Below are 26,913 nucleotides of genomic sequence, written 5' to 3'. Positions count from 1 at the left end.
TTTCTCGGCGATAACGCCTTGCATATCGCAATGCAGCCGCTCAATGCTTGCCCATGCTCTCGTGCTAGCGCAGACCACACCAAAGCATTTGCAACAGTCTGTTCCAGCCTGCATTACATATAATTTCGACTATTCTCGAACAAATGTGAGTTAATAGCGGCTTTGAACCTCCCCGCATCGGAGCCAGCATGTCCGCAATATCCCTGCCTACTGTGCCTATCTCGGCCCGAATGACCTTTTTCCTGGCGCTTTGCTGCGGCCTGATTGCCGCCAACCTGTATTACTCGCAACCCTTGGCTGGGCCGATCAGCGTGGCGTTATCGATGTCGTCAGGGTCGGCAGGGCTGATCGTGACGCTGACGCAGATTGGTTACGTGATCGGCTTGCTGTTGATCGTGCCACTCGCCGACCTCGTGGAGAACCGCAAACTCATACTCAGCATGGTCGGACTCTCGATCGTGGCCGTATTGACCGCAGCCGTCGCCGAAAGCGCGCTTATCTTCCTGACTGCCTCCCTGCTGATTGGCGTGGGGGCGGTCGCTGTGCAGATCATTGTGCCGCTGGCCGCGCACCTTGCCTCTGAAGAAAAACGCGGACAGGTAGTCGGCAATGTGATGAGCGGCCTGATGTTCGGCATCATGCTCGCGCGCCCGGTGTCCAGCTTCATTACCGATCTGTTCGGCTGGCATGCCGTGTTCGTTTTCTCTGCCGTGGTCATGCTGCTTCTGGGTATCGCCATACGGATATTGCTGCCACCACGCTGGCCGCAAGCGCGTTTGAGCTATGGCCGCTTGCTTGCCTCCATGGGCAGCCTGGCACTGCACACCCCGTTGTTACAGCGCCGCGCTTTTTACCAGGCGATGATGTTTGGCGCCTTCAGCCTGTTCTGGACTACCACACCATTATTGCTGGCTAGTCCGGCATTCGGCTTGTCGCAATCCGGCATTGCGCTGTTTGCACTGGCTGGCGTCGCCGGCGCGGTATCAGCCCCTATCGCCGGCCGCGTGGCGGATGCCGGGCGAACCCGCTCGGCGACCGTGTTTGCCATGTTGCTGGCAATGCTGTCATTTGGCCTCACCTTGTTGCTACCACTGGGCTCGACGCTGTCTTTGTGGGCACTGGTAATTGCCGCGGTTCTGCTGGACTTTGGCGTATCGGGCAACGTGGTGCTGGGGCAGCGCGCGATTTACGGGCTGAGCGCTGAGTTGCGCAGCCGGTTGAATGGCCTCTATATGGCCACGTTCTTTGTCGGCGGCGCCGTCGGCAGCGCAGTCGGGGTCTGGGGCTACGCGCACGGCGGCTGGATAACGGCGGCACTGCTGGGCAGTGCCATGCCGGCGCTGGCATTGCTGGTACTCTGTTGCATAGAGCCCAAAGCCGACGTTACCGCAGGGCAGCCGGCGACGTCGGACTAACGCGCCGTTCAGCGCTGGGTCAGACGCACCTTGCTGATGAGGGTGGCAATCTCGGATTTGTCGGGTACGTCCAGAAAGCCGGCGCGCTGATACGCCGGCGCAGGGTAGGTGTAATAGCCCGACCCGGTCTGCAGGCCAAGACGTCCGCGTTCGAGAAAGTGGTCTTTAAGGTAGCGGGCGTTGCGCTGCATTTGCTCGTCGTTCAACGCCGCCCCCCAGTGTTGCAGAATGTCGTAACAGGTTTTCATACCCACCACGTCGATGATTCCGCAGGGTCCCATGGCGCAGCCTCGGTTAACGATCATGTAGGTTCGGTCTATCACCTCCGGCGTGGCAACGCCATTGGTGACAAGCGTCTGCGCTGCCTGTAACAGTGCCACCAGCCAGGTATTGAGCACATAGCCGTTCTGCTCCTTGCTGACCGGAATCGGTACCATGCCGATATCTATGGCAAACTCGGCGACCGCGCTCAGCGTCTCGTCACTGGTCTGTTCATGGGCCATTATCTCGGCCAGGTTCATATGCCAGATCATGTTGGCAAAGTGCAGCGCGCAGTAACGCTCGGGGCGTCCAGTCGCGGCAGCAAAATCGCGTGGCAACAGCGTTGAGCTATTGGTGACCAGCAGCGTGTGCTCCTGCAACAGCGGCGCCATGTCCTGATACAGGGTAGTTTTGATCTCCGGGATTTCCGGCACGGCCTCGATCACCAGGTCAGCCTGCGCGACGGCGTCAGCCAGATTGCTGGTGTACGTCAGACGGCCGTGGGTATCGAGCAGGCTGTTGTGTGCAGCGCCCAGATCCTGGGCGTAAATCTGAGCGTATTGCTGATGGGCTACCTTGCAGCGGTCCAGCGCGTCTTCGAAGAGATCGTAGACCACGACTCTTTTTCCCTTGTAGGCAGTGTGCCAGGCTATTTGACCGCCCAGAACACCCGCGCCGAGCACGCTGATGCAATTCAGTGGGTGCGACATGCTTGCGTCCTCTGATTATTGTTTTTGTCGTTTACGGCTGGCTCAGGCCGGCTCTCTTTTCACGCCTCGATACGGCGTCTGCCGATTGGGGCGATAGGGTGTAAATTCCAGAATGGCGTCTTCAATGGGTTCGTCGAGCAACATGGCGACGTCCTGCTCATAGGCGTTGAGCAACCGCCAGGGCAGCGCGGCGCCTTGGCGCGGGAGCAGGGCATTGGCCCGTTGAACATAGCCAGACTGCAGGGCGCCCATCATCGACTCGGGCAGGGCATTGCCGTCACGGTCGTGCGGCCGCACCTCGGCCAGACCAGTCGCATTCAGATAATTGAGCAACCGACACACGTAGCGCGCGGCGATATCGGCTTTTAGCGTCCAGGGTGCGTTGGTATAGCCAAAAATCCAGGCCATGTTGGGCACCCCCTCCATCAATACGCCCTTGTAGGTCATGCGCTCACAGACTTTGCAGGGAACCCCGTCCAGGGTCAGCTCCGTGCCGCCAAGCACCTGCAGCTGCAGACCGGTAGCGGTAATGATGATGTCGGCCTCCAGTTCTTGACCCGAAGCCAGGCGGATGCCGTTTTCGGTGAATTCAGCGATCTGATCGGTAACCACGGACGCCTTGCCGCTGTTGATGGCGTTGAACAAGTCGCCATCCGGCACCGCGCACAAGCGCTGATCCCAAGGCATATAACTGGGGGTGAAATCCGCCATCAGGCTCTGGTCATCCAGCTTGTTGCTGACGCCCTTGAGCAGCAGGCGACGGGTTATGTCCGGCCAGCGCCTGGCCGCCTTGTAGATCCAGCGCTGAATGGCAATATTGCGCCGCCGCGCCAGTTGGTAGGCCCAACTTTTGGGCAGTAGTTTGCTGAGAAAACCGGTCAGGCTGTCGTGCGCAGGCACCGACATGATGTAGGACGGTGAGCGCTGCAGCATGGTGATGTGTGCCACCGCATCAGCCATTGCCGGCACCAGGGTTACCGCGGTGGCGCCACTGCCGATCACCACAACGCGCTTGCCCTGATAATCGAGATCCTCGGGCCAGTGCTGTGGGTGAATGCAGCGACCGCGGAAACGCGCAACGCCGGGAAAGTCTGGCAGATAGCCCTGCTTGTGATCGTAATACCCGGTGCAACTGATCAAGAAGCGGCAGGCTACCTGACCTACTTCACCGCGACTGTTCCGCGTGGTTACGGTCCAGCGCTGAGAAGCAGAATCCCAATCGGCCTGCTGCGTTTCCTGATCGAAACGGATATGCGGAATGATCTCGTGCTCACGGGCGGTGTCGGCAATGTACTGGCGGATCGCCGGACCGTCAGCCAGGGTCTGCAGCGAATGCCAGGGCCGGAAAGCGTAGCCAAAACTGAACATGTCGGAATCGGAGCGGATTCCCGGGTAGCGAAACAGGTCCCAGGTACCGCCTATGGCGTGACGTCTCTCAAGTATCAGATAGCTATGCCCGGGACACTCGCGGGCAAGATGGCAGGCGGTACCGATGCCGGAGAGGCCGGCACCAATGATAATCACATCATGGTGTTCCATGGTCTTCAGCGCCTTCTATTTTTATTTTGGCTTAGAAGACTATAGAACGAGCAGACTGATTTTGCGCATCCTGCGCCCGTCGCCGGGTGGCAAGATGCGCCACTTTTTGCGCAGTACCCGGCAGAGGTCAGCTCTGACTAGGGACTGACTGTCTGCGCGGCAAGAGCAGTACCACGGCAACGCTGACCAGCGCCGAGGCCACGAGTGCGCCGACAAACGGCCCAAGGCTGGGCACACCACCGGGGAAGCTGGCAATCATCACGCCCTGGAGTGCATCGCCGCTGCTGATCCACCCGGGCAAAACCGCGCCCAGCAGACCGGCCAGCGCACCAGCTATGGCGGCAATTGGCGTCATGCGCGACCACAACCCGAGTAGTACCGGCACTACAGCGGTGGCACACAGCAAGTCGGCGATCAGAAACAATCGCAGTACCGAAATACCCTGCAGGGCAATGATTACCACAGGTACCATCAACAGCACGGTAAACCAGCGCGCGGCAGGCAGGCTAAGTCCGCGCTTTTCGGTAACAGCCAGTGACGCAATGGCGTTCTGCAATGTGTCTACCGATGAGGCCACCAAGGTCATCGCCAGCAGCAGCGCGGGAAGGCTCAGCCACGCCGGCGCATCCTTGAGCATCGCGAAGAAGGGGATGGGCGGCGAACCGACGTCAGCCCCGCTCATAACTGTCAGGATGGCCAGGCCTCCCACCAGCATAACCACCAATACCGTAGTAACCCCACCCAGAATAGCGCCCTTGCCCAGGGCACTAGCATCTTCTGCAGCCCAGATCCGTTGCCAGTACCCTTGATGAAAGAGATTGGCGGCCGTTACCGCGATCACCAGAGTGAGTGCCACCCCCAGAGCCGCTCCAGGCGCAATGCCAGGAAGCACTGCAGCAGTGTCAATCTGCGGCAAGCGTTGCAAGGCCACACCACCGACCAACAACAGCAGGCCAAGCAGCAACCAGGCCTGCCAGCGGTCCGTCACCAGGCTCGCCCGCAGGCCGCCGCTAACGGTATAGATCAGGGTTGCCACCGCCACGCCCACGATCACCAGCGCCGGGTTGATATCCGACAGCATGCCGGTGATGGCCCCGATGGCGGTCAGCTCGGCAATCAGAAAGCAGCTCATATACAGCAGCGAGATCAACGCTACCCAGCGGCGTACGCCGGCGCCAAAACAGGCCTGTGCAAACTCGCCAATGCTGCGCCCTTCGGGCAGCGCTCGGCGAATGGCTGGGCCACAGAAGGCAAAGATGATGAAGGGCAGGGCTGCGCCAAGGGCATAGCCGGCCAGCGCGATAGGGCCGACCAGCGCGCCGACCTCGGGTGGGGCAAAGAGAATCCAGCCGCCCATGCCAGACGCCAGAAACGACAGCCCCAACGCCTGTGCGCCTTGGCTATTGCGGGCGGTAATGTAATCGTCCAGACCGCTATCGGGGTGACGGGCCCTAAGACCAATCCAGACAAACAATAACAACGCTGCCGCTACGGCAGTCACACTGAGATACCACATGTCGCGCTTCCTCCGCCGGTATTATCCGGATCAGGTTCCAGGGTTTGGCGCTCGTTAGAGCAGCGGATTCTCAGCCCTGCGCAGCGTTTGACGCTGGCAGAACTCCCCTGGCGACGAATTGAATGAGTGCAAAGCGGCAACATGATGTCATACATCAGCGCGCGAGCGCATGCAGTCGACTAAAATCGGTCTTTAAGCGGGCCATTTGCCTGGTCGATAATGGCCTGATGCTAGGCGTAAGACACGGCACCGCTGCCGTTGGGCGTTGCGGTCGATGCCACGCCACAATCAACCAGGAGCTTCAGGTGACCCCATGCCGTTCAACGTAACCCCCGGTGAACACTCCGAGCCCATCGGACAGGATGCCATAAACACCGTACTCGACAGCCTGGACGCCCTGGTCTACGTCTCCGACATGCAGACCCATGAGCTGATATTCCTGAACGCCTACGGTCGTCAACACTGGGGCGTGCCGAACAAACGCAAATGCTGGCAGGTGTTACAACAGGGGCAAAGCGGACCCTGCAGTTTTTGCACCAACAGCCTGCTGATTGCTGACGATGGTCAGCCCGCAGCAGTGCACATCTGGGAGTTCCGCAATACAGTGACGCAGCGTTGGTATCAGTGCCGTGATCAAGCCATTCGATGGCCCGACGGCAGGCTGGTGCGTATAGAGATCGCCACCGACATTACCGAGCTGAAGGAAGCACAGGCTGAACTCAAGGCCGCCAAGCGTCTGGCTGAACAACTCGCGCATCAGGATGAACTGACCGGCCTGTGCAATCGTCGTGCGTTTATTACTGACGGCCAGCGCGCTATTGATCAGGCCAAGCGCTTGGGACACTCCGTTGCGCTGATTGTGTTTGATGCCGACCACTTCAAAAATATCAACGATAGCCATGGCCACGCTGCCGGTGATCTGGTGTTACAGCAGCTTGCCGTGACGGCCAGCGCTCAGATCCGCGCCGGCGACATACTTGCGCGTATCGGCGGCGAGGAGTTTGCGCTGTTGCTACCGGGTGCCAATGCCGAGGCCGGGTGCCAAATGGCCGAGCGTTTACGCCAGGCCATAGAAGCGCTACAGGCCGATTATCTGGGTACGCGCATCGGCGTTACCTGCAGCTTCGGGGTAACGGCGTCAGATAATGGCAATGCCAGCCTGGAACAGCTCATGTCGCTGGCAGACAAAGCGGCCTATCAGGCAAAAGGATCACGGCGCAATTGTGTCGAACTACTTTCACTTACTGCGTGTTAACCTCGGCTTTTTTGGACGGATCCGCTGCCATGTCGCTCGCACTGCCTGATTGTATACGCCACACCTTTAACCCGGCCGGCAAGGCGTTTATCGATATCAGCCATCCTGCGGTGACTGCCCGTATCGCACTAGAAGGTGCTCACCTCCTGCAATGCACGCCCGCCGGCAAGCCGCCGTTGTTGTGGGTCAGCCCGGATGATCCCCAACTGCCCGGTAACGCGCTGCGTGGGGGCATCCCCCTGTGCTGGCCCTGGTTTGGCGGTGATCGCCCTCCGGTGGCGCACGGGGTGGCCCGACGCGCACCCTGGACGCTAACGGCCGCGAGCGACGATGCCGATGGCGTTTATTTGCGCTTTGATCTGGCTGCGGAAGAGATAACCCGGCTGTTGCCCGACGAACCATGGCAAGTGCACGTGGAATACCGTCTGGGCAAGGCGCTTGATGTGCAGCTAACCACCTGCAATGCCGGTCTGCAGCCAATGAAACTGACCCAGGCTCTGCATACCTACCTACCGGTCAGCGACATTCGCCAGGCGCGCATAAGCGGGCTGGACGGCGCCACCTATATAGACGCGCTGGATGACTGGACCCATAAGACCCAGCAAGGTGATATTCGCTTTGCCGCCGAGCTTGATCGCATCTATTACGGTCATGCTGATGAGCTGCAGCTGCATACCGCTGCGCACGCGGTAAGCGTCGAGCGCAGCGGCAGTGAGTCAGTCGTGGTGTGGAATCCCTGGCAAGGCAAGAGCCAACGCTTGAGCGAGTTCCCCGCCGACGGTTATCTCGGCATGCTATGCATTGAAGCCGCCAACGCAGGTCCAGATGCGCGCTGGCTGGAGCCAGGCCAGAGTCACGCGCTGGGAACCCGAATCAGCCATTTTGACTGACCCCGCACGCCCTATTTTGCCAAGTACAAGAACAAGGCCCTCACCATGCGCAGCAAGCAGCCCAAGCGAACGTCAGATCCGCAGCCGAGCCACCAGACCACAACACGCAAGCACCGCAATATACTGTATCTCGCGCTGGCGCTAACGCTGCTGGTGATTGCTGCAGCAGGCTGGTGGTGGACCCGGCCAGCCCCGGCACCCAACGTCAGGCAAGCCGACACCGCCAGCCACGACAGCACAGCCAAACCGGCCAACCCCAGCGTGCCGCAGCAAGCGCAGGGCACAGCGCCGCCCACGGAGAAATCTGCAGCCGCCGACTATGTGGGCATGCAGGCCTGTGTGGGCTGTCACGCCGAGCAGGCGGAACGCTTCACCGGCTCGCATCATGATCTGGCCATGCAGGAAAGCACCGACGCTAGCGTGCTGGGCGATTTCAACGACCGTACGTTTACCTTTGGCGGCGTCACCAGCCGTTTTTTCCGGCGCGGTGACGCGTTCATGGTCAACACCGCAGACGCGCAGGGCGAATACCACGACTACCTGGCCCGCTATACCTTCGGCGTGTATCCGCTGCAGCAGTATCTATTGGCCTTGCCCGGGGGGCGATATCAGGCCTTCAGCGTGGCCTGGGACGCGCGACCCGAGGAGGAGGGAGGCCAGCGCTGGTTTCAGCTCAACCCCGAGTTCAACGGCGATGAACCCGACAAGGCATTCCACTGGACCGGCCGTAACTTCAATTGGAACCTGACCTGCGCCGAGTGCCACTCCACCAACCTGCAGCGCAACTACGACCCGGTCAGCAACAGCTACGATACCCAGTGGGACGATATCAACGTAGCCTGCGAGTCCTGCCACGGCCCAGGTTCACTGCACCTGCAGTGGAGCGCCGACCCACAGCAACTGAGCCCGGAGCAACTGAGCCGTAAAGGTCTGACACTCAACTTCGACGAGCGTCGTGAGGCTATCTGGCAGCACAACCCGCAAACCGGCCAGCCGGAGCGCAGCATCGCAAAAAACAGCGAAACTGAAATTCAGGCCTGCGCCGCCTGTCATTCCCGCCGGGCCCAACTGTTTGACGACAACGCCCCGGCACAGCAACTGGTCGAGAGCTTTCTGTTATCCAATCTGGATCAAGGCCTGTACCACGCTGACGGCCAGATTCAGGACGAAGTCTTTGTGCATGGCTCTTTCGTGCAAAGCAAGATGTACGACGCGGGCGTCACCTGCAGTGACTGCCACGATCCCCACAGTCTGGAGCTGAAAGCCTCAGGCAACGGCGTCTGCCTGCAATGCCACATAGCGGCTGAATACGAAACGCCAAAGCACCACTTCCATGAAAGCCTTGCGGGATCTCAGTGTGTGGACTGTCACATGCCGGCCACCACCTACATGGGCGTCGACCCCAGGCGCGACCATAGCCTGCGTATACCACGCCCGGATCAGACGGTGAGCCTAGGTGTTCCCAACGCCTGCAACGGCTGTCACGAGGATCAAAGCGCCCAGTGGGCGGCCGACCACCTAGTGCAGTGGTACGGCGATGTACCCCAGGGGCATCAGCAGTTCGCCAAGACCCTGCACGATGCGCGCAGCGGCAGCCAGCAAAGCCCGGATGCGCTCTTGGCGCTGCTGGCTGACGAGGGACAACCGGTGATCGCCCGCGCTACCGCGGCCAGCCTGCTGCAGTACTGGCCGCAACCCGAGGTATTGGGTGACGTGGTCATGGCGCTGCGCAACAGCGATCCGCAGTTGCGCCTTGGCGCACTGGACGCCCTGGAGTCGCTGCAGCCGATTACCCGTTGGCAAATGGCCTCGCCACTGCTGACCGACCCTATTCGCACGGTGCGCGTAGAAGCTGCCGGTCAGTTGCTGGACATTCCACCCGATCAAGTGCCCGAAGGCAAACGCACAGCCTTCATCAATGCGCTGCAGGAATACGTGGATGCGCAGCAGGCGAACGCCGATAACCCGTCCGCGCAGCTGAATCTTGCCGTCTATTACCAGAGCCGCAACCAATTGGCCCTGGCAGAAGAAGCCTATCAACGTGCGCTGCTGCTGGACCCTTATTTTGAACCGGCGTACGTGAACCTTGCCGACCTGTACCGCGCGTCATTGCGCGATCCGGACGGCGAGCGCCTGTTGCGTTCAGCAATCGCGCGTGTTCCCCAGGCTGCCTCATTGCACTTTAGTCTTGGACTGCTGCAAATTCGCCAGAAACAGCTTGAACAGGCGCTTGTGGCGTTGGCGCACGCGGTCGAACTGGAGCCGGGCAATCAGCGCTACCGCTATGTGTACGCAGTGGCCCTCAACTCGGCAGGGCAGCGCAAGCAGGCTCTGGACGTACTCAACAAAGGCCTGGAACTGACACCAGACAATCAGCAGCTGAGCGGCTTTAAGGCTCAGTTGGAAGCAAGCCCGGAGTAACCTGATGAGTGAAGATGTTGAAGTAGTCTCCCTGGACCTGAACGACAGCCACCACCGCGAGGCGCTGGTGACATTACTAAACGCCTATGCCACCGACCCCATGGGCGGCAGCCAGGCACTGACCGAGCACGTGCGCTCCGGTTTGCCGGACGCTCTGCAAGCGCGCTCTGACTACCTCGGTTTTCTTGCAATAAAAGACAATGAATACATTGGCTTGGTAAATTGTTTTGAAGGCTTTTCTACCTTTGATTGTCGCCCGCTATTGAACATTCACGACGTAATCGTGACTGCGCAATGCCGTGGGTTGGGCGTTAGCAAACGCATGTTATCGGCCGTGGCACAGGCCGCGCAGGCAAGAGGTTGCTGCAAGCTCACCCTGGAAGTGCTGGAGGGCAACACTCTGGCGCAGGCTGCCTATCGGGCTGTGGGCTTTGCCCCCTATGAACTCGATCCGAGCAAAGGCAAGGCACTGTTCTGGCACAAGGCGCTTTGATTCTTCCGTGACGCAGGCCAGCCGCTATTGCGCGGCTTGTTGCCGCGCCTGGCTGGCCTGCACCACGCGGTGGGCAGGCACACTCAGTTGAGCCAGCAGGTAGGTTTTGAACTCGTCGCTGTAGGGCTGGCGCTCAATGGCCTGCTGCATGCAGCCGAGCCAGGCATCACGCGCCTGCGCGTCAATCGGCCACTGGGCATGGAAGGCCGGTATGCTGATGGAGCCGTAGCGCTCCTGATACAACCGAGGGCCGCCCAGCCAGCCAGACAAAAAACAGGTCAGCTTGTCGGCAGACTCACTGAGATCGGCTTTGTGCATAGCGCGGATCTTGGCCGCGCCGCTCCAGGCGTCCATAATCTGATAGAAATCAGTCACCAACCGCCGAATTCCAGCCAACTCGCCAGCCGCCTGATACGAGGCGTCTGCCGTGCCAAACAGCGGTTTTGTAGTGTCACTCATAGGTTCTCTAACTCCCTTTTCGGTAGCCGTTGGGCAACGCTAACAACCACATGATCGCGCCAGGCAAGTCGGCGCAGCGTCGCGTCTAGGTTATCTGAGACGGCGCCTCAGGTCGCCAGCTATCAGCGTAGCGAGGTAAACGGCCACCACGACCAGCACGAAAATAATCGCCGCTCTCAGGTCGTTCAGGTACCCCAGGTTGAGTGTTAGCGCAATCAGGTACCAGACATACACGGCGTAAAGCACGAGAAACAGCCCGCCTTCAAATCGCGACAAGCTTGCCCCCACCCAAAACAGCGGCAGGCACAGCAGCGCTGCACTTAACATTACGGGCATATCCAGCGATGCCATTTGCATGTTTGCCAGCAGCGGTGCCGGCGAAACCAAGCCTGAGAGCCCGAGTACGCAAAGAATATTGAATATATTGCTGCCAACCACATTGCCGATAGCAATATCGCGCTGGCCCTTCAGAGTAGCCACCACTGACGTCATGACCTCCGGCAGGGAGGTGCCGATAGCGACTATCGTAAGACCTATCACGGCATCGCTGACACCAAAGGACGAGGCGATCTGCACAGCACTCTGCACTAGAAAGCGCGCACCCAACACCAGTAGGCCCAACCCCACAAGCAGTAACGCGAGGTTCTTCCAGAGCGGCGCCTGCTGTTCCAAAAGTTCGGCGGTGTCTGCGTCAGCCGTGGCCAGCCCCTGCTTGCGGCCCTGCAGGAACAGAAATCCGGTATAGACGAGCAACCCTGCAAACAAAAGTGCTGCCTCCCATTTCAGGATACTGCCGTCCCAGGCCATGGCCGTGGCCACCGCTGACACCAGAATCATGATGGGAACGTCCTGCCGGATGAGCTGAGCTGAAACAACCAGCGGCGAAATCAGCGCGGCCAACCCGAGAATGCACAGAATATTGAATATGTTACTGCCCACGACGTTGGCCACCGCTAACTCGGCCTGCCCAGACCAGGCAGACTTGACGCTGACTGCTAGCTCAGGCGCGCTGGTACCGAAGGCGACTACGGTCAGACCGATTACCAGTGCCAGCACGCCTAAACTCGCGGCCAGTCTGGCCGCGCCTCGAACCAGCAGGTCAGCGCCAGTAATCAACAGCACCAGACCGATAGCAAGCATTACCCAAGACATATAAGGTCCCTTATGGAATGGCGTTCAGTTGTTTTTGCATTTCATCAGCCGTAGGCCGCAATTGCGCCAAGCCCTTACGTGTTCTGCGTTGGCTCAGGTAGTACAAAATAGGCGATGCAATGAAGATCGATGAACTGGTGCCAATCACGATGCCAAAGAGCATCGGCTGAGCGAAGCTGGAAACCGCTGCGCCACCAGCGATACCCATAGGGAGCAAGGCCAGGAAGCTGGTGGCCGAGGTGAAGATTGTTCGGGTCAATGTGGATGAAATACTGTCATTGAGCACCTGCAGCATCGGCTTGTTTGGCGTCAGCCGCAGGTTTTCACGGATGCGATCAAACACCACCACCTTGTCGTTAACCGAATAGCCAATCAAGGCGAGCAGGGCTGCGACTGCTGTCAGGTTGAACTCGACCCCGGTCAAGGCAAAAAAGCCGATGGTCTTGGTCAGATCGAGCGCAATCGTCAGCGTTGCCGCTAACGCAAAATGCGACTCGAAGCGCACCCAGAGGTAAAATAACATCCCGCCGCCGGCAGCCAGAATCGCCAGTATGGTGAGATCACTGAAATCACCACTTACCTTGGGGCCCACCATGTCCACACGCGGAAACTCGGCGTTGGCTTGCAGGTCAGTTACCGCTGATTTGATTTCTTCAACCTGCGCGGCGGTTTGGCCTGATTGGCCTGGTTCTGCCGCTAGCCTGATCAGAAAATGGCCTTGCCCGCCAAACTCCTGAATACCGGCTTCGCTAAGATGTCTGGCCTGCAAGGACTGCCTCAGCTGATCGACCGAGACTGAAGGCGCCTGCACTTCAATCACAGTACCGCCAGTAAAGTCGACGCCATAGTGCAGCCCAGGCTGCAGGAACAGAGCAATAGAGGCCAAGGAGAGCACGGCGGAAGCCGCCAAACCGATAACCCGTCCACGTAGAAAGTTTATTTTGCTTGCACCGGTTTTATCCAGCCAGGCAACGCCGGATATAGCCAGCGTACTGCGCTCCTTCCCCTTGATACTCCATTCCATCATCAGGCGAGTGACGGCAATGGCAGTGAACATCGAGGTAAGCAAACCAATGCCAATAGTGACCGCAAAACCTTTGACCGGGCCGCTACCAAACAAAAACAGCAAACTGATGGCGATCAGCGTTGTCGCGTTTGAATCCAGAATGGTGCTGTAGGCGCGATCAAAGCCTTCCTTGAGCGCCAGCGCCGCGGATTTTCCTCGCCTGGCTTCTTCACGAATACGCTCGTTAATCAGTATGTTGGCGTCCACCGCCATACCGACGGTGAGGATGATACCGGCGATACCGGGCAGGGTGAGGGTTGCACCCAAGGTGCTTAGCACCCCGAATAACAACCCAATGTTGACTGCTAAGCTGATGCAAGCAATGAGCCCCCAGGCTCCATAAATACCCAGCATGAACGCAACCACCATGGCCGCCCCAATGATGCCGGTGGTTAGCCCCATGGCAATAGCATCGCTGCCCAGGTCTGGGCCAACGGTACGCTCTTCAACCACATGCAGAGGCACGGGAAGGGCGCCAGCGCGCAATAACAAAGCCAGGTTGCTGGCGTCCTGGGTGGTGAAGCTGCCACTGATTTCACCACTCCCGCCGGCAATGACACTGCGGATTACTGGCGCAGTAATTACTTTGTTATCCAGCACGATAGCCAAAGGGCGGCCAATATTGTCACGGGTAATCTCGCCGAATACGCGTCCACCTTCGCTATCGAGTTTGAAATTGACAACCGGGTTGCCCGTATCCGCGTTGAAAGCCATTTGCGCATCGCTGATACGCTCGCCCTGCATAGCGACGCGGCGTTCGAGGCGATAGGTCTGCTCACTAGAAGCATCCGCAACAATCATGGTATCTGCGCTGGAAACCGCATCAGACTTGGCCTGCCAATGGAACGACATTTTCGCGGTAGTGCCCAGCAGCGTGCGAATTGCATGCGGATCGGCAACGCCAGGCATCTGTACCAAAATGCCGTCATCACCCTGGCGGGTAATGCTTGGCTCAACGAGGCCAGTCTCGTTCAGTCGGCGCCGGACGACTTCCAGGCTGCGTTCTATTGCATCCTTGGAGAGTGCCTGCTGCCACTCTTCGGTCAGGCTGATGCGCAATTGCCCATCACTCAATTGAACAGTAAAGCGGCGACTGTTATCGGATTGATTCCGAGCCACCTCTTTGGCAATGCTCAGCGCCTCTTGCTGTTGTTCTGGCTTGTTCAGCCTCAACACAGCTTGGGATTCGCCCACAACAGGGCTTTGGTAGTGAATGCCTGCCTTGCGCAGGGGTAGCTTCAGCGCCTCGGTAAATGACGCCAGCTGATCAGTAAACAGTGCCTTGGTGTCTGCCTCGAGCAGCAGGTGCGACCCTCCTTGCAGATCCAGACCAAGGGTGACGGTGTTATTGCTATACCAAGCCGGGAGGCTTGCAGAAACTGAGCTGGGCAGAAGGTTGGGCAAAGCGCTCAGCAAGCCGAGCGCAATCACCAAACCGTAAACAACGGCTCGTGAACGTAGCGATTTCATAAGTAATACTCAAACGGGTGACGAATGTAGTTGTTGAAAAACAACCGACAAAAACGTTGAGAATTACGCTGAGGGTGGCGCGCGCAGCGGGGGAGAGCGGTAGGCCGAGGCGGGTGAGGGCGTATAACGCTGGCTGTAGCTCGACGTGACAGTTTGCCGAGGTGCTAAGGGAAATAAACCGACATGGCTGGCAAGCCCCCAGTGAAGGCTGGGATTCGGCTCGGGGTTATCATCTTTAGGGGAAGGATCTTTGTGTAGCTTGAGCGATCCAGCGTAGGACGCTGCGACAATCTGCTCGACTTTGCCAACAAACCCACCTTCAGCAGGAGACGGCCCAAGTGCTTTTTGTTGGACCATGACCGACAAAAACAGAAGTACCAATACCAGCAATGACAGATTAACTGCTGATAAAAAGCGCTTGGACGAACTATTGAAAGTCGTTGCTGTGAGCATGGTGGTGTCTTGATGGTGAAGCGCGATTCTGCGACGCCTTCTGCGATTAGTCAACGTACTGAGCGCAGCCATTATGCGCTGCGTAATTTATTGCTTGTAGCTTCCGAAGAGCGCGCGAAATCAAAAGTATTGATCTGGGTCAGCTTTTCCTCGAATTACCTTTTAAGTGAGCGCGACACAAGGTCGCACTGCAGCGCCGGTGAAAATAGCGGCTTTTTAGCAGAACAAAAATCGCTGAGAACCAATAACGACAGGCACTTAGCCTGCGTTTTCATTACGCCGGCTTTACTCATATCACCTAGCCCGTCATGTGTACCAAGAGGTGCAACTCCGTGTTCTAGACGCTTTTTCGGTTTGCAGTCCACTTTGAAATATTTTGTAATATTTACACCCTGAGTCAGCGTGGTTTGTTTTTTAGCCACAAGGATACCTGACCCTGCCAAGGCAATTGCCCTGGCTGCAGGCTGATCGTTCCGTTCACTGGCAGTCTTTGCCAAGCATCGAAACCGTCAACGGCAAGCGCCCGTCAGGACAGCGCGTAGCGCTACCCATGCTGACAAAAAAATACTCCAACAGCACATGAGTCGATTTCGCCGCAGCGACAATCGCGTGTCCCCGCGCGTCTGGATTTTGCGGCCCGGCCCATTCAGGAGTCACCCGGTGACACGGGAGCAACCAAGGCACCGCCGCTTAGCTCACTGCGCGGCGCCAGTTCATCCAACAAGGCCGCAACATGAAAATAGAGCAGTTCTCTGGATATTTGAAACACCTGATCTGGCTACCCCTGCTAATGCTGGGCGGATGCAAGATGGCGCTGCTTGACCCCAAGGGGCAGGTCGGCATGGACGAAAAGTCGCTGATCATTACCGCGACCCTGTTAATGCTGATTGTGGTCATTCCGGTGATCGTGATGACCCTGGCATTTGCCTGGAAGTACCGCGCCGGCAACACCAAGGCGACCTACCGGCCCAACTGGGCGCACTCCAACCGCATCGAGCTGGTGGTCTGGCTGGTGCCCTGCATCATTGTTGCCATTCTGGGCACCATCACCTGGACCAGCACCCATGAATTGGACCCCTATCGGCCACTGGATTCCGACGTCAAGCCGATTGAAATTCAGGTGGTTTCACTGGACTGGAAGTGGCTGTTCATCTATCCCGAGCAGGGCATTGCCACGGTCAACGAAATTGCCTTCCCGACGGATACGCCGGTGAATTTCAAGATCACCTCACAGTCGGCCATGAACTCCTTTTTCATTCCGCAGCTGGGCAGCCAGATCTACTCCATGGCCGGCATGCAGACCAAGCTGCACCTGATCGCCAACCACGAGGGCAGCTTTGAAGGCATCTCGGCCAACCTCAGCGGTGAGGGCTTCTCGGATATGAAGTTTCAGGCCATTGCCACGTCAGAGCAGGGCTTTGCCGACTGGGTCGCCAAGGTCAAAGCCACCAAGGACACGCTGGATCAGAGCAACTACCCGGTACTGGCTGCGCCCAGCACGGCCGATCCGGTGCGCTACTTCGGCGGCGTCAGCCCAACGCTGTATCAACACATTCTCATGCAGTACGCCCACGGCGGTCATCACGCGATGCACAGCGCCGAGCACGCAGATGCCGACATGCACGGCATGCCCATGAACGCCAGTATCGAGGAGTCTCACTAAGATGTTTGGCAAATTAACTCTGGAGGCCGTGCCATTTCACGAGCCTATCATCATGGTCACGCTCGCCGTGGTGGCGCTGCTTGGCTTTGGCGTGGTTGCCGCGCTCACCTACTACCGCAAGTGGGGCTACCTGTGGTCTGAGTGGCTGACCTCGGTCGATCACAAGAAAATCGGCGTCATGTACATCCTGGTTGCCTTGATCATGCTGCTGCGCGGCTTTGCCGACGCGATCATGATGCGCGGCCAGTTGGCCATGGCGCAGGGCGCGGAACAGGGCTTTCTGCCGCCGGAGCATTACGACCAGATCTTCACCGCGCACGGCGTCATCATGATTATCTTCATGGCCATGCCGTTCATGGTCGGGCTGATGAACATCGCCGTGCCACTGCAGATCGGCGCGCGCGACGTGGCCTTTCCGTTTCTCAACTCGCTGAGTTTCTGGCTGTTTGTTGCCGGTGCGATTCTGGTCAACGTGTCGCTGGGAGTAGGGGAGTTCGCGCGCACCGGCTGGGTGGCTTATCCGCCACTGGCCGAGCTGGGCTACAGTCCGGGCGTGGGGGTGGACTACTACATCTGGGCACTGCAGTTATCGGGGCTGGGAACGCTGCTCACGGGGGTCAACTTTCTGGTGACGGTGTTCAAGATGCGTACCCCCGGTATGACCCTGATGAAGATGCCGATCTTCACCTGGGCCTGTACCTTCACCAATATTCTGATCGTCGCCTCGTTCCCGATCCTGACCGCGACCCTGGGTCTGCTGACGCTGGATCGCTATCTGGATATGCATTTTTTTACCAACGAGCTTGGCGGCAACGCCATGATGTATATCAACCTGTTCTGGGCCTGGGGCCACCCCGAGGTGTACATCCTGATCCTGCCGGCGTTCGGTATCTTCTCTGAAGTGATCTCGACCTTTTCCGGCAAGAAGCTGTTTGGCTATACCTCCATGGTCTGGGCCAGTGGCGCGATAACCCTGCTGGGCTTTGTGGTCTGGCTGCATCACTTCTTCACCATGGGCTCGGGGGCTAACGTCAACGCCTTCTTCGGCGTGGCCACCATGATCATTTCGGTGCCCACCGGGGTGAAGCTGTTCAGCTGGCTGTTCACCATGTTCCGCGGTCGCGTGCATTTCACCACACCGGTGCTCTGGACCCTGGGCTTCATGGTCACCTTCACCATCGGTGGCATGACCGGCGTGCTGCTGGCGGTACCCGGTGCCGACTACGTATTGCACAACAGCCTGTTCCTGATTGCCCATTTCCACAACACCATCATCGGTGGCGCGGTATTCGGTTATCTGGCCGGTTTAACCTTCTGGTTCCCCAAGGCCTTCGGCTTCAAGCTCGACGAGCGTCTGGGCAAGGGCGCCTTCTGGTGCTGGTTTACCGGCTTCTTTGTCGCCTTCATGCCGCTCTACGTACTGGGCTTCATGGGCATGACACGCCGTTTGAACCATTACGACAACCCACTGTGGCAACCCTATCTGATCGTCGCCTTCTGCGGTGCAGCGCTGATCTTCTGCGGCATCGCGTTCCAGATTGCCCAACTGATCGTCAGCTTCAAGAACCGCGAACAGCTGCGCGATCTGACCGGCGACCCTTGGGGCGGCCGTACGCTGGAATGGTCGACCAGCTCACCACCGCCGTTCTACAACTTTGCACAGCTGCCAACCGTGCACACGCTTGACGCCTTTTACGACATGAAAGAGAAGGGCACTGCCTACCAGCGTCCGGCCAGTTACGGCCCGATCCACATGCCCAAGAACACCGCCGCTGGCGTGGTGATCGGCTTGCTGGGTGCCGTCTTCGGTTTCGCCATGGTCTGGCACATCTGGTGGATGGCGGGCCTGAGCTTTCTCGGCATGCTGATCACCTTCGTCGTGCGCAGCTACAACCAGGACGTGGACTACTACGTGCTGCCGGACGAGATCGAGCGTATCGAAGACCGTCACCACGCGCGCTTTGAAGCCCGCGGCACAGCGCTCAACTCCCACTCTCTGGCAGGGCAGGTCTAAACCATGTCGACAAATGTAATGCACTCCCACGCCGGTGGTCATGACCATGCGCATGACCACGATGCCGGTGGTAACACCGTGTTCGGTTTCTGGCTGTACCTGATGACCGACTGTGTCCTGTTTGCCAGCGTCTTCGCCACCTACGCGGTGCTGGTCAACCACACCGCTGGCGGCCCCAGCGGCAAGGATATCTTTGAGCTGCCCTACGTGCTGGGCGAAACCTTTCTACTGTTGATCAGTAGCTGCACCTACGGCTTCTCGATGATTGCAGCGCACCGCGGTGCCAAACGTCAGGCACTGGGCTGGCTGGCGGCGACTTTCCTGCTGGGCGCCGGTTTTATCGGCATGGAAATCAACGAGTTTCATCACCTGATCGCCGAGGGCTTTGGCCCGAACCGCAGCGCCTTTCTGTCGTCCTTCTTCACCCTGGTGGGCATGCACGGCTTGCACGTAACCGCCGGCCTGGTGTGGATGCTGGTATTGATGGCGCAGATCAAGACCCGCGGCCTGACGCCACAGAACAACACGCGGCTGATGTGCCTGAGCCTGTTCTGGCACTTTCTGGATATCGTCTGGATCTGCGTGTTCACTATTGTCTATCTGATGGGAGTAGTCGCATGAGTCACGCACATACCGACGCCGGTGCCGGCCACGGCAACTACAAGTCCTACGCCATCGGCTTCGTGCTCTCGGTCATTCTCACGGTCGTTCCCTTTGGCATGGTCATGAGCGGCGACTTCAGCCGGCAGGTCGCGCTGATCACCATGCTGGTGATGGGCGTGGTACAGGTGGTGGTGCATCTGGTGTGCTTCCTGCACATGAACACCTCCTCCGAGGGCCGCTGGAACCTACTCGCCTTCTTGTTCACCGTGCTGATCATCATCATGCTGGTAGCCCTGGCCATCTGGATCATGGTCAACGCCGACATGTTGATGATGCCCTGGATGTTCCAGTGAAGCTCAAACGCTATCTGCTGATCACCAAGCCGGGCATCATCTTCGGCAACCTGATTGCCGTGGCCGGGGGGTACTTCCTCGCGGCGCAGGGCCAGATTGATCTGACCCTGCTGCTGGCCACGGTGATCGGGCTCTCGTTGGTAGTGGCCAGCGGCTGCGTGATGAACAACTGCATCGACCGCGATATTGATCGTCACATGCAGCGCACGCAGGGCAGGGTACTGGTCACCGGCCAGATCTCGCTGCGGGCCGCCATGACCCACGGCGTGCTGCTGGGGCTGATCGGTTTCGGGATCTTGTGGTGGTTTACCAACCCGGTGGCTACGCTGCTAGCGGCGTTTGGCTTCATCATTTACGTCGGCTTCTACAGCCTGTGGCTGAAGCGAACCTCTGTATACGGCACCCTGGTGGGCAGCCTGTCCGGTGCGATGCCGCCGGTGGTGGGCTACTGCGCGGTGACCGGCCAGTTTGATACCGGCGCCGCGCTCTTGCTGCTGATCTTCTGCCTCTGGCAAATGCCGCATTCGTACGCGATTGCCATCTTCCGCTTTGATGACTACAGCGCCGCCGGGATTCCGGTCCTGCCGGTAAAGCAGGGCATCAAGGTCGCCAAGCAGCATATCGTCTGGTACATCGTTGCCTTTGCCGGGGCCGCGCTGATGCTGGCGTTGTCCGGCTTTGCTGGCTACGGCTACCTGGTGATTGCGCTGCTGGTGAGTATCTGGTGGTTGCTGATCGCGCTGTCAGGGTACAAGCAGGAGGTGGATGATCGGGTGTGGGCGCGCAAGCTGTTCGGCTTCTCGATCATCGCCATCACGGCGCTCAGCGTGATGATGTCGATCGACTTTTGCGTATTGCCAACCCAGGCGCTGTTCGCTGCCCTGTAAACGTTAGTGCGGCAATAAAAAACAGCCCTCGCCGGGTGCGAGGGCTGTGGTTTGCGGGTTGCTCAGTCAGCCAGAAAATCCAGCATGGCGGCGTTCACTTCCGCAGTGGCCTCGCTTTGAATCCAGTGGCCCTTACCCTCCAGCATGATCATGTGCAGATCAGGAATGCGCGGGTCCATCATCTGCCGCAGTTTGGCTTCACTGGCGCCCTGAATGGTCATGTCGCGGCTACCCACGATGAACAGCACCGGGCAGTTGATCTGACTGTCGCGCCAGGGCAGCATCTGCCGCCAGTTTTCATCCAGATTGCGGTAATAGTTGATACCACCGGCAAAGCCGCTGTGCCGATACGCCTCGATGTAATAGGTCAGCGCCTCATCCTTCACCCAGTCCGGCTGCGCGGTAGGTTTGCCCAGCCGGCCAATCCAGCCACCGCCTTCCTTGGTCGAACGGCCCAGCAAGGGAGGGTCGCGCGGGGTATCCGGCGAGCAGTAAAGCGCGCGCAGAATGCCCTCGGGGTCGGCGTCAAACTCCGCCTCAGCCACGCCAGGCTCCTGAAAGTAGATCTGGTAGAAAAAATCGTCGCCAAAGTACTCACGCAAAAACTCAATCGGCGGCTGGTCCGCCACCGGCCGCAGCGGCACGCTCATGTTGATCAAACGCGCCACCCGCTCAGGGTGCCGCTGCACAAACTGCCAGCAATTGATTGCGCCCCAGTCGTGGCCAATCAGCAATATCGGCTGATCACCGCTTGCCTGCTGGGCCAGTTCCGCCATGAACTCGCAGATGCGCGACACGTTGTAATCGGCAATCAGCTCAAGTGACTCTGTGTCGCCAAAGCCGGGCATATCCGGCGCCACGGCGCGATAGCCCGCGTTCGCCAATGCCACCATCTGCTCTCGCCAGCAATACCAGCATTCCGGCCAGCCGTGGATGAGCAGGGCAACCGGGCCTTGGCCCAGCGTGGCAACGCGCGTTCTCAGGCCGGTTACCTGCCAGTGCTCAAGCGAGATGTCGTCCAGGCGATACATAGGTGGTCCTTATTGTTGTTTGCGGGTGAGCCCGCTACTGATTAACGCAGCGCCCGCTGCCAGGTCAAGGCAACTCAGCCTGTTGAATAATCCACCATGCCGTACAGCAACACCCGGCACGCTTGCCAAATGTTATGTTATAACTATAATTGCGCTATCGATAACGTAACCGGAATCTAACCCGATGTCTGAACGTCTCCCCGTAACCGTGCTGTCCGGCTTTCTTGGCGCTGGCAAAAGCACGCTGCTCAATCGTATTCTGAAAAACCGTGAGGGCCTGAAGGTCGCGGTGATCGTGAATGACATGAGCGAGATCAACATAGACGGCGCTGAAGTGCAGCGCGATGTCAGCCTCAATCGCGCCGAAGAAAAGCTGGTAGAAATGAGCAACGGCTGCATCTGCTGCACCCTGCGCGAAGATCTGCTGGAGGAAGTAGGGCGCCTGGCAAAGGAGGGGCGCTTTGATTATCTGCTGATTGAATCAACTGGCATCTCTGAACCGCTCCCGGTAGCCGAAACCTTTACCTTCCGCGACGAACAGGGCCAGGCACTGTCTGACATTGCCAGGCTGGACACCATGGTCACCGTGGTCGATGGCGTGAACTTCCTGACCGACTACCAGCGCTCCGAGAGCCTCGCTACCCGGGGCGAAACCCTGGGCGACGAAGACGAACGCTCAATCACCGATCTGCTGGTTGAGCAGGTTGAGTTTGCCGATGTGATTCTCGTCAGCAAGAGCGACCTGATCTCCAGCGCCGCGCGCGAAGAGCTGGAATCCATCCTGCGCAGCCTGAATCGTCACGCACGCATTCTACCCATGGTCATGGGTCAGGTGCCGCTGAAAGAGGTGATCAACACCGGTCGTTTTGATTTTGACCGCGCCGCGCAGGCACCCGGTTGGCTGCAAGAGCTGCGCGGCGAACATACTCCGGAAACCGAGGAATACGGTATCAGTTCAACCGTGTATCGCGCCCAGCGGCCGTTTCATCCGCAGCGCTTTTACAGCTTCATCAGTTCAGGTTGGCAGAACGGCACCTTGCTGCGCTCCAAAGGGCTGTTTTGGCTGGCGAGTAAATGGGCCGAAGCGGGCAGTTGGTCGCAGGCTGGCAGCCTGATGCGGCACGGTCTGGCTGGGCGCTGGTGGCGCTTCGTCGACAAGGCGCACTGGCCAACGGACGCGGAGACCACGGCCGAAATAATGCAGCATTGGCACCCCGAGAGCGGCGATTGCCGCCAGGAGCTGGTGTTTATCGGTCAGCAACTCGACGCCACGCGGCTGCACCAAGACCTCAACAAGTGCCTGCTCAGCGATGAGGAAATGCAGCGCGAGCCCGCCTACTGGCAGCAACTGCCAGATCCTTTTGGCAGCTGGACTGGAGCAGAGCAGGGTAACTGAGCCCTGATCAGGCAGTTGTAACAGCCCGTCGCCAGCGAACAATCACGCGGGGGCGGGCAAGGTCGTACAGCCAGTTGAACAGCAATGTATAAGGGAGAAACAGCAGAATCAGTCCAATATCCAGCAACAACGCCTGCAGCAAGCCCACCTGCAGCCACCAGGCAATCAGCGGCACCATCACCAGCAGCAGGCCCAGCTCGAACAGGCCGGCATGCAGCAGGCGCACCGACAGCGTACGTCGCCAGCCGAGGCGACGTTCAAACGCCTCAAAACCGGCGCTGAACAGCATATTCCAGAACATGGCAATCAGTGAAAGCATCACCGTCAGCGCCCCGGTGCGCGCCAGACTTTGGCTGGTCAGCAGCGCAATCAAGGGCGCAAAGAGCACCAGTGCTATTACCTCAAACAGCAGGGCATGCAGCACACGTTCAGGCAGGGATTTTTTGGGGGTGAGGGCGGCGGTGGACATAACAAACAGCTCCAGAGATCGACAGCGCTATTCTCTCCGGTTTAACCTGCAACACTAAATTAGATACCATCGGGAAGGCCGATATGAAGCTGTCACCAGAATCACTCGATGCCTTTGTGCAGACGGCTGCTCAAGGCAGCTTCAGCGCCGCGGCGCGGCGACTGGGTAAAAGCCAATCAACGGTCAGCGAAGCGATAGCAAGGCTGGAAATCGACCTGGGCGTAACGCTGTTTGATCGCAGCGGTAAGGCACCAGTATTGACCGACGCAGGTCGCGCCTTGTTGCCACGGGTAGAAGATGTGCTCGGTGCATCCGACCGCCTGCAGCTCGCCGCCGGTGCCTTGGCGGGAGGGCTCGAGCCCAGGCTCACGCTGGTCATGTCGGATGCCTATCAGTCGCCGGACTATAAAACACGCCTGACCCGCTTGGCAGAGCGCTTTCCCGAGCTGGAGCTGGAGTGTGTGTTTGCCGAGCACGCCGACGTGATCAACCTGATCAGCAGCGGCCGCGCCGCATTAGGCCTGCTACCGGCAGAAGGCCCACATCCACCGGAAATCGGCAGTGCAAGGGTTGCCGAACGTGCCGAGTTCGCCGTGTTTATCGCCGCAACGCACCCATTGGCCGCCGCTGCACAGCTCAGCCTCGACGAATTGGGGCAGTGGCGCTCGTTACGCTTGAACACCTTGCACGAGTCTGGGCCCCGGCTTGATGATGTGCCCAAGAGCCGCGTGCGCAGCTGGACAGCGCCGAACTATCTGATCCTGCTCGATTTGGCAGTACTGGGCTTCGGCTGGGCGGTATTGCCGCGCTGGTTGGTCAACAGCTATGCAGCGGAGCGACTGGTCGAATTGAACGTACCCGGCTGGCCACGCCATCAGGCGCTGGAAGTCATCTGGTCACGCGAACGACCGTTAGGGCCCGCTGGAAGCTGGTTGCGCGACGCCTTGTTGAACGCGGGGGAGTCGTGGTCAGGGCACGGGTAAATCCGGATGCATCCACAACCGAATACGCTATTTAACATAATATATATTATGCGAACCAATAGGTTTATTGCTTCAGATCTGAGCTGGCCATCCAGGCAACCCGCAAATCACCTGTTTGCCTGATCCAACCGCGCTTGGTGCCATGTTATCGAGCAGCCCCTTGTGCATACCGCAGAAAATCATCTGCCGGCATCGGTTTGGCAAATAGATATCCCTGACCGAAATTGCAGCCCAGCGATTTCAGAATGGTTTGCACGACCTGATGCTCTATTCCCTCGGCCGTGGTCTTCAACTTGAGGCTATGCGCCATTTGAATGATGGCGGTCACGATGGCGCGGTTCTGTTCGTTGCTGCTGAGGTTGGTGACAAACGACTTGTCGATCTTGAGTTTGTCGACCTGAAACCGCTGCAGATACGAAAGGTTCGAATACCCGGTACCAAAGTCATCAATCGAGAGTTTCACGCCCAGCTGTTTCAGACTCTTCAGGCGCTGAATGAAACTCTCTGACTTTTCCAGCAACATCGACTCGGTCAACTCCAGCTCCAGTAATGCTGGCATCAATGCGGCGGCCTTGAGTGCTTGCGCAATAATCGCTTCCAGATTGCCCCGGTGCAGCTGCACGGTAGACAAATTGACTGAAACAGCCAGGCCTGCCGCCCCGTCGGACTGCCAGCGCGCGGCCTCACGGCAGGCCTCGTTCAGTACCCATTCACCGATTTCGGTAATCAGGCCGGATTGTTCGGCCACACCGATAAACAGGTCCGGACCGAGTAGCCCGCGCTCCGGATGCTGCCAGCGCAGCAGCGCTTCGGCGCCAACCAGCTTGTTACAGGCCAGATCCCTGATCGGCTGAAAATGCAGAGCGAACTCGCTGCGTGCCAAGGCTTGCCGCAGGTCCTGTTCAATACCAAGGCGCTCATGGGTGTCGACGTTCATTTGCTCATCGAACAGACAGTAGCTGTTGCGACCGGTTGATTTGGCGCGCTGCATGGCCAGTTCGGCCTTACGCATCAACGCTGCGAAGTCGTCGCCGTCACGGGGAAATAACGCCATGCCGATAGACAGCGAGGTAACCAACTGCATGTCGCGCAACAGGATTGGCTGGCTGACGATTTCCTGCATACGTCGGGCGACTGCGATGGCGGTATCCTGGCCGTCCAGATCAGGCAGGGTCATGATGAATTCATCACCTCCCTGGCGGCTGACCGTGTCCGCACCACGCACAGCCTGTTTCAGCCTCCTCGCAACCTCCTGCAACAGCTCATCACCGGCAGCGTGGCCCAGCGAGTCGTTAATGGTCTTGAAGTTGTCGATATCCACGAACAATAAGGCTAGCTGCCTACCCTGCCCCCTCGCCCGCTCTATCGCTCCCTGCACGAGCGCCGCGATCGCTTGGCGGTTAGGTAAGTCGGTCAGCGGGTCATGGTGGGCAAGGTGGGTCAGCTTGGCTTCAGACGAATGCAGACGTCGCATTTCCTGTTGCAGCAGTAGGCGAGCCGAACGCAAGTCCCTCATCAACAACGAGATGGCCAGCGCCGATACAATCAGTATGCAACTCACCACCAGCAAGCGACCTGGCCCCATGGGCGCTGGCTGGTAAACTTTCAGCCCCGTGATTGCGGTAAAACTGATGAGCGCCACGACACCCAGCATGCCCCCGAGCAGTGCCAGAAAAAGAGGTCGTGTGGCCACGGTTCCGGCCACCACCAATAAAGCCGGGAATGCCAGAATAGCGCCGCTGTAAAGCCCCTGGCTGCACCACATGGAAAGGCTGACGACCAGGGTCAAGGTCACCAGTACCAGCGTAACCGAGGCATCCACCTGCCCTCTGCGATTAAGCCGGCGCGCTAACATGACGATGGCAAAAGCAATGGCAACCAGCACACTATTGAACAGATCCCCCGAGCTGACCGTGCGCAAGGCAATCAACAACAATATCAGGGCCAGCGCATTGGCGATCAGCATTAGCCGGTCGGCTTGCTGCGTCCGCACGTTGCTTTGCAACACAGACTCAAAATCCGTTTCTTCTCGCACCTTAGTCATACAGTGCCTTCTTCCTTAATGACAACGCGCCATGAGTTCAAATACAACGTAATCGCGAACGCTAACCAATATCGCACAACATGCGCAAGCCCCGTCCTTGAGCGGCGCGAGCGCGAATAAGCGCTCACGCGCTCTAGCTCGCGGCCTGCGTCATAAAATTAGCGTCAAAATATTTTTCAGCGCTTTAGCTGTATAGTTTGCAAACAGAGAGCGTGATGCACATCACAGAAAAAGCACCTTGATGGTGATGCACCATAAGCACCTTGGCTGCAGCGGTACCGTTGGCGTTGAGCGCACTGCAAAGTGGTTTACCGATTGATCAGTGATTGCTCGCCCGGCGTGACCTGCAGTACCGCACCAGTGACACTCC

At 58.6% G+C, this 26,913-nt stretch carries 23 protein-coding genes; 12 read left to right on the top strand and 11 right to left on the bottom strand.

Features of this window, described 5'->3' with window-relative positions:
* Positions 1 to 188: 188 nt before the first annotated feature.
* A complete protein-coding gene (locus V7747_RS11375) occupies positions 189 to 1,415 on the top strand; it encodes an MFS transporter (protein WP_335616154.1) in 1,227 nt (408 codons plus the stop codon).
* Positions 1,416 to 1,423: 8 nt separating this feature from the next.
* On the opposite strand, the gene V7747_RS11370 is transcribed toward V7747_RS11375, so the two are convergent.
* The 3 genes from V7747_RS11370 to V7747_RS11360 form a co-directional block, all read right to left on the bottom strand.
* Positions 1,424 to 2,386: a 3-hydroxyacyl-CoA dehydrogenase gene (locus tag V7747_RS11370; RefSeq protein WP_335616153.1), complete on the bottom strand. Its 963-nt coding sequence runs from the start codon at positions 2,384 to 2,386 to the stop codon at positions 1,424 to 1,426.
* 42 nt (positions 2,387 to 2,428) lie between these two features.
* Positions 2,429 to 3,925, bottom strand: coding sequence for a flavin-containing monooxygenase (locus V7747_RS11365; RefSeq protein WP_335616152.1), 1,497 nt, complete (start codon positions 3,923 to 3,925; stop codon positions 2,429 to 2,431).
* Between the two features lie 127 nt (positions 3,926 to 4,052).
* Entirely contained in the window at positions 4,053 to 5,441 is a 1,389-nt protein-coding gene (locus V7747_RS11360) for a sodium:solute symporter (RefSeq protein ID WP_335616151.1), read from the bottom strand.
* Positions 5,442 to 5,754: 313 nt separating this feature from the next.
* On the opposite strand from V7747_RS11360, the gene V7747_RS11355 reads away from it, so the two are divergent.
* The 4 genes from V7747_RS11355 to V7747_RS11340 are packed head-to-tail and all read left to right on the top strand — an operon-like array spanning position 5,755 to position 10,500.
* Positions 5,755 to 6,696: a sensor domain-containing diguanylate cyclase gene (locus tag V7747_RS11355; protein WP_335616150.1), complete on the top strand. Its 942-nt coding sequence runs from the start codon at positions 5,755 to 5,757 to the stop codon at positions 6,694 to 6,696.
* A 29-nt stretch (positions 6,697 to 6,725) separates the two neighbouring features.
* Positions 6,726 to 7,586, top strand: a complete 861-nt coding sequence (locus tag V7747_RS11350; RefSeq protein WP_335616149.1) for a D-hexose-6-phosphate mutarotase — start codon at positions 6,726 to 6,728, stop codon at positions 7,584 to 7,586.
* Positions 7,587 to 7,631: 45 nt separating this feature from the next.
* Positions 7,632 to 10,007 carry a multiheme c-type cytochrome gene (locus V7747_RS11345; protein ID WP_335616148.1) on the top strand — a complete coding sequence of 792 codons (2,376 nt, stop codon included), beginning with the start codon at positions 7,632 to 7,634 and terminating at the stop codon, positions 10,005 to 10,007.
* 1 nt (position 10,008) lies between these two features.
* Positions 10,009 to 10,500: a GNAT family N-acetyltransferase gene (locus V7747_RS11340; protein WP_442909252.1), complete on the top strand. Its 492-nt coding sequence runs from the start codon at positions 10,009 to 10,011 to the stop codon at positions 10,498 to 10,500.
* Between the two features lie 24 nt (positions 10,501 to 10,524).
* Here the strand turns inward: V7747_RS11340 and V7747_RS11335 are convergent, their stop codons facing one another.
* From V7747_RS11335 to V7747_RS11315, 5 genes are all read right to left on the bottom strand, one after another.
* A complete protein-coding gene (locus V7747_RS11335) occupies positions 10,525 to 10,959 on the bottom strand; it encodes a group II truncated hemoglobin (protein WP_335616146.1) in 435 nt (144 codons plus the stop codon).
* Positions 10,960 to 11,049: 90 nt separating this feature from the next.
* The gene (locus V7747_RS11330; protein ID WP_335616145.1) at positions 11,050 to 12,111 is read right to left on the bottom strand and encodes a calcium/sodium antiporter; all 1,062 of its coding nucleotides are present in this window, start codon (positions 12,109 to 12,111) and stop codon (positions 11,050 to 11,052) included.
* Between the two features lie 10 nt (positions 12,112 to 12,121).
* The gene (secD, locus tag V7747_RS11325; protein ID WP_335616144.1) at positions 12,122 to 14,647 is read right to left on the bottom strand and encodes a protein translocase subunit SecD; all 2,526 of its coding nucleotides are present in this window, start codon (positions 14,645 to 14,647) and stop codon (positions 12,122 to 12,124) included.
* A 63-nt stretch (positions 14,648 to 14,710) separates the two neighbouring features.
* Complete coding sequence (locus V7747_RS11320) at positions 14,711 to 15,100, bottom strand: hypothetical protein (protein WP_335616143.1); 390 nt, start codon at positions 15,098 to 15,100, stop codon at positions 14,711 to 14,713.
* A gap of 155 nt (positions 15,101 to 15,255) precedes the next feature.
* Positions 15,256 to 15,597: a hypothetical protein gene (locus tag V7747_RS11315; RefSeq protein WP_335616142.1), complete on the bottom strand. Its 342-nt coding sequence runs from the start codon at positions 15,595 to 15,597 to the stop codon at positions 15,256 to 15,258.
* A gap of 236 nt (positions 15,598 to 15,833) precedes the next feature.
* Between V7747_RS11315 and cyoA the strand changes: the two genes are divergently transcribed.
* Genes cyoA through cyoE form a run of 5 tightly spaced genes read left to right on the top strand, consistent with a single transcriptional unit; the run spans position 15,834 to position 20,620 of the window.
* Positions 15,834 to 16,763 carry a ubiquinol oxidase subunit II gene (gene cyoA, locus V7747_RS11310; RefSeq protein ID WP_335616141.1) on the top strand — a complete coding sequence of 310 codons (930 nt, stop codon included), beginning with the start codon at positions 15,834 to 15,836 and terminating at the stop codon, positions 16,761 to 16,763.
* Between the two features lies 1 nt (position 16,764).
* Positions 16,765 to 18,777 (top strand): cytochrome o ubiquinol oxidase subunit I, encoded by a 2,013-nt coding sequence (gene cyoB / locus V7747_RS11305; RefSeq protein ID WP_335616140.1) that lies wholly within the window; start codon positions 16,765 to 16,767, stop codon positions 18,775 to 18,777.
* A 3-nt stretch (positions 18,778 to 18,780) separates the two neighbouring features.
* Positions 18,781 to 19,398, top strand: a complete 618-nt coding sequence (gene cyoC, locus V7747_RS11300) for a cytochrome o ubiquinol oxidase subunit III (protein ID WP_335616139.1) — start codon at positions 18,781 to 18,783, stop codon at positions 19,396 to 19,398.
* Complete coding sequence (locus V7747_RS11295) at positions 19,395 to 19,733, top strand: cytochrome o ubiquinol oxidase subunit IV (protein ID WP_335616138.1); 339 nt, start codon at positions 19,395 to 19,397, stop codon at positions 19,731 to 19,733. The genes cyoC and V7747_RS11295 overlap by 4 nt, the downstream gene beginning before the upstream one ends.
* Complete coding sequence (gene cyoE / locus V7747_RS11290) at positions 19,730 to 20,620, top strand: heme o synthase (RefSeq protein WP_335616137.1); 891 nt, start codon at positions 19,730 to 19,732, stop codon at positions 20,618 to 20,620. Before V7747_RS11295 ends, cyoE begins: the two co-directional genes overlap by 4 nt.
* 62 nt (positions 20,621 to 20,682) lie before the next feature.
* On the opposite strand, the gene V7747_RS11285 is transcribed toward cyoE, so the two are convergent.
* A complete protein-coding gene (locus V7747_RS11285; RefSeq protein ID WP_335616136.1) occupies positions 20,683 to 21,651 on the bottom strand; it encodes an alpha/beta fold hydrolase in 969 nt (322 codons plus the stop codon).
* Positions 21,652 to 21,835: 184 nt separating this feature from the next.
* On the opposite strand from V7747_RS11285, the gene zigA reads away from it, so the two are divergent.
* On the top strand, positions 21,836 to 23,047 hold the full coding sequence (gene zigA, locus V7747_RS11280) for a zinc metallochaperone GTPase ZigA (RefSeq protein WP_335616135.1): 1,212 nt from the start codon (positions 21,836 to 21,838) through the stop codon (positions 23,045 to 23,047).
* Between the two features lie 7 nt (positions 23,048 to 23,054).
* Here zigA and V7747_RS11275 read toward each other — a convergent pair whose 3' ends face one another.
* The gene (locus V7747_RS11275) at positions 23,055 to 23,516 is read right to left on the bottom strand and encodes a multidrug/biocide efflux PACE transporter (protein ID WP_335616134.1); all 462 of its coding nucleotides are present in this window, start codon (positions 23,514 to 23,516) and stop codon (positions 23,055 to 23,057) included.
* Positions 23,517 to 23,599: 83 nt separating this feature from the next.
* Here V7747_RS11275 and V7747_RS11270 point away from each other — a divergent pair, with 83 nt between their 5' ends.
* Positions 23,600 to 24,499 (top strand): LysR family transcriptional regulator, encoded by a 900-nt coding sequence (locus V7747_RS11270; protein ID WP_335616133.1) that lies wholly within the window; start codon positions 23,600 to 23,602, stop codon positions 24,497 to 24,499.
* Positions 24,500 to 24,644: 145 nt separating this feature from the next.
* On the opposite strand, the gene V7747_RS11265 is transcribed toward V7747_RS11270, so the two are convergent.
* On the bottom strand, positions 24,645 to 26,543 hold the full coding sequence (locus V7747_RS11265; RefSeq protein WP_335616132.1) for a putative bifunctional diguanylate cyclase/phosphodiesterase: 1,899 nt from the start codon (positions 26,541 to 26,543) through the stop codon (positions 24,645 to 24,647).
* Positions 26,544 to 26,913 lie beyond the last annotated feature (370 nt).

Origin of the sequence: Halopseudomonas sp., assembly GCF_036960865.1 — a bacterium.
GTDB lineage: Bacteria > Pseudomonadota > Gammaproteobacteria > Pseudomonadales > Pseudomonadaceae > Halopseudomonas.
The sequence above is the reverse complement of the archived record's forward strand: the minus strand, read 5'-3'. Positions and strand labels throughout refer to the sequence as shown.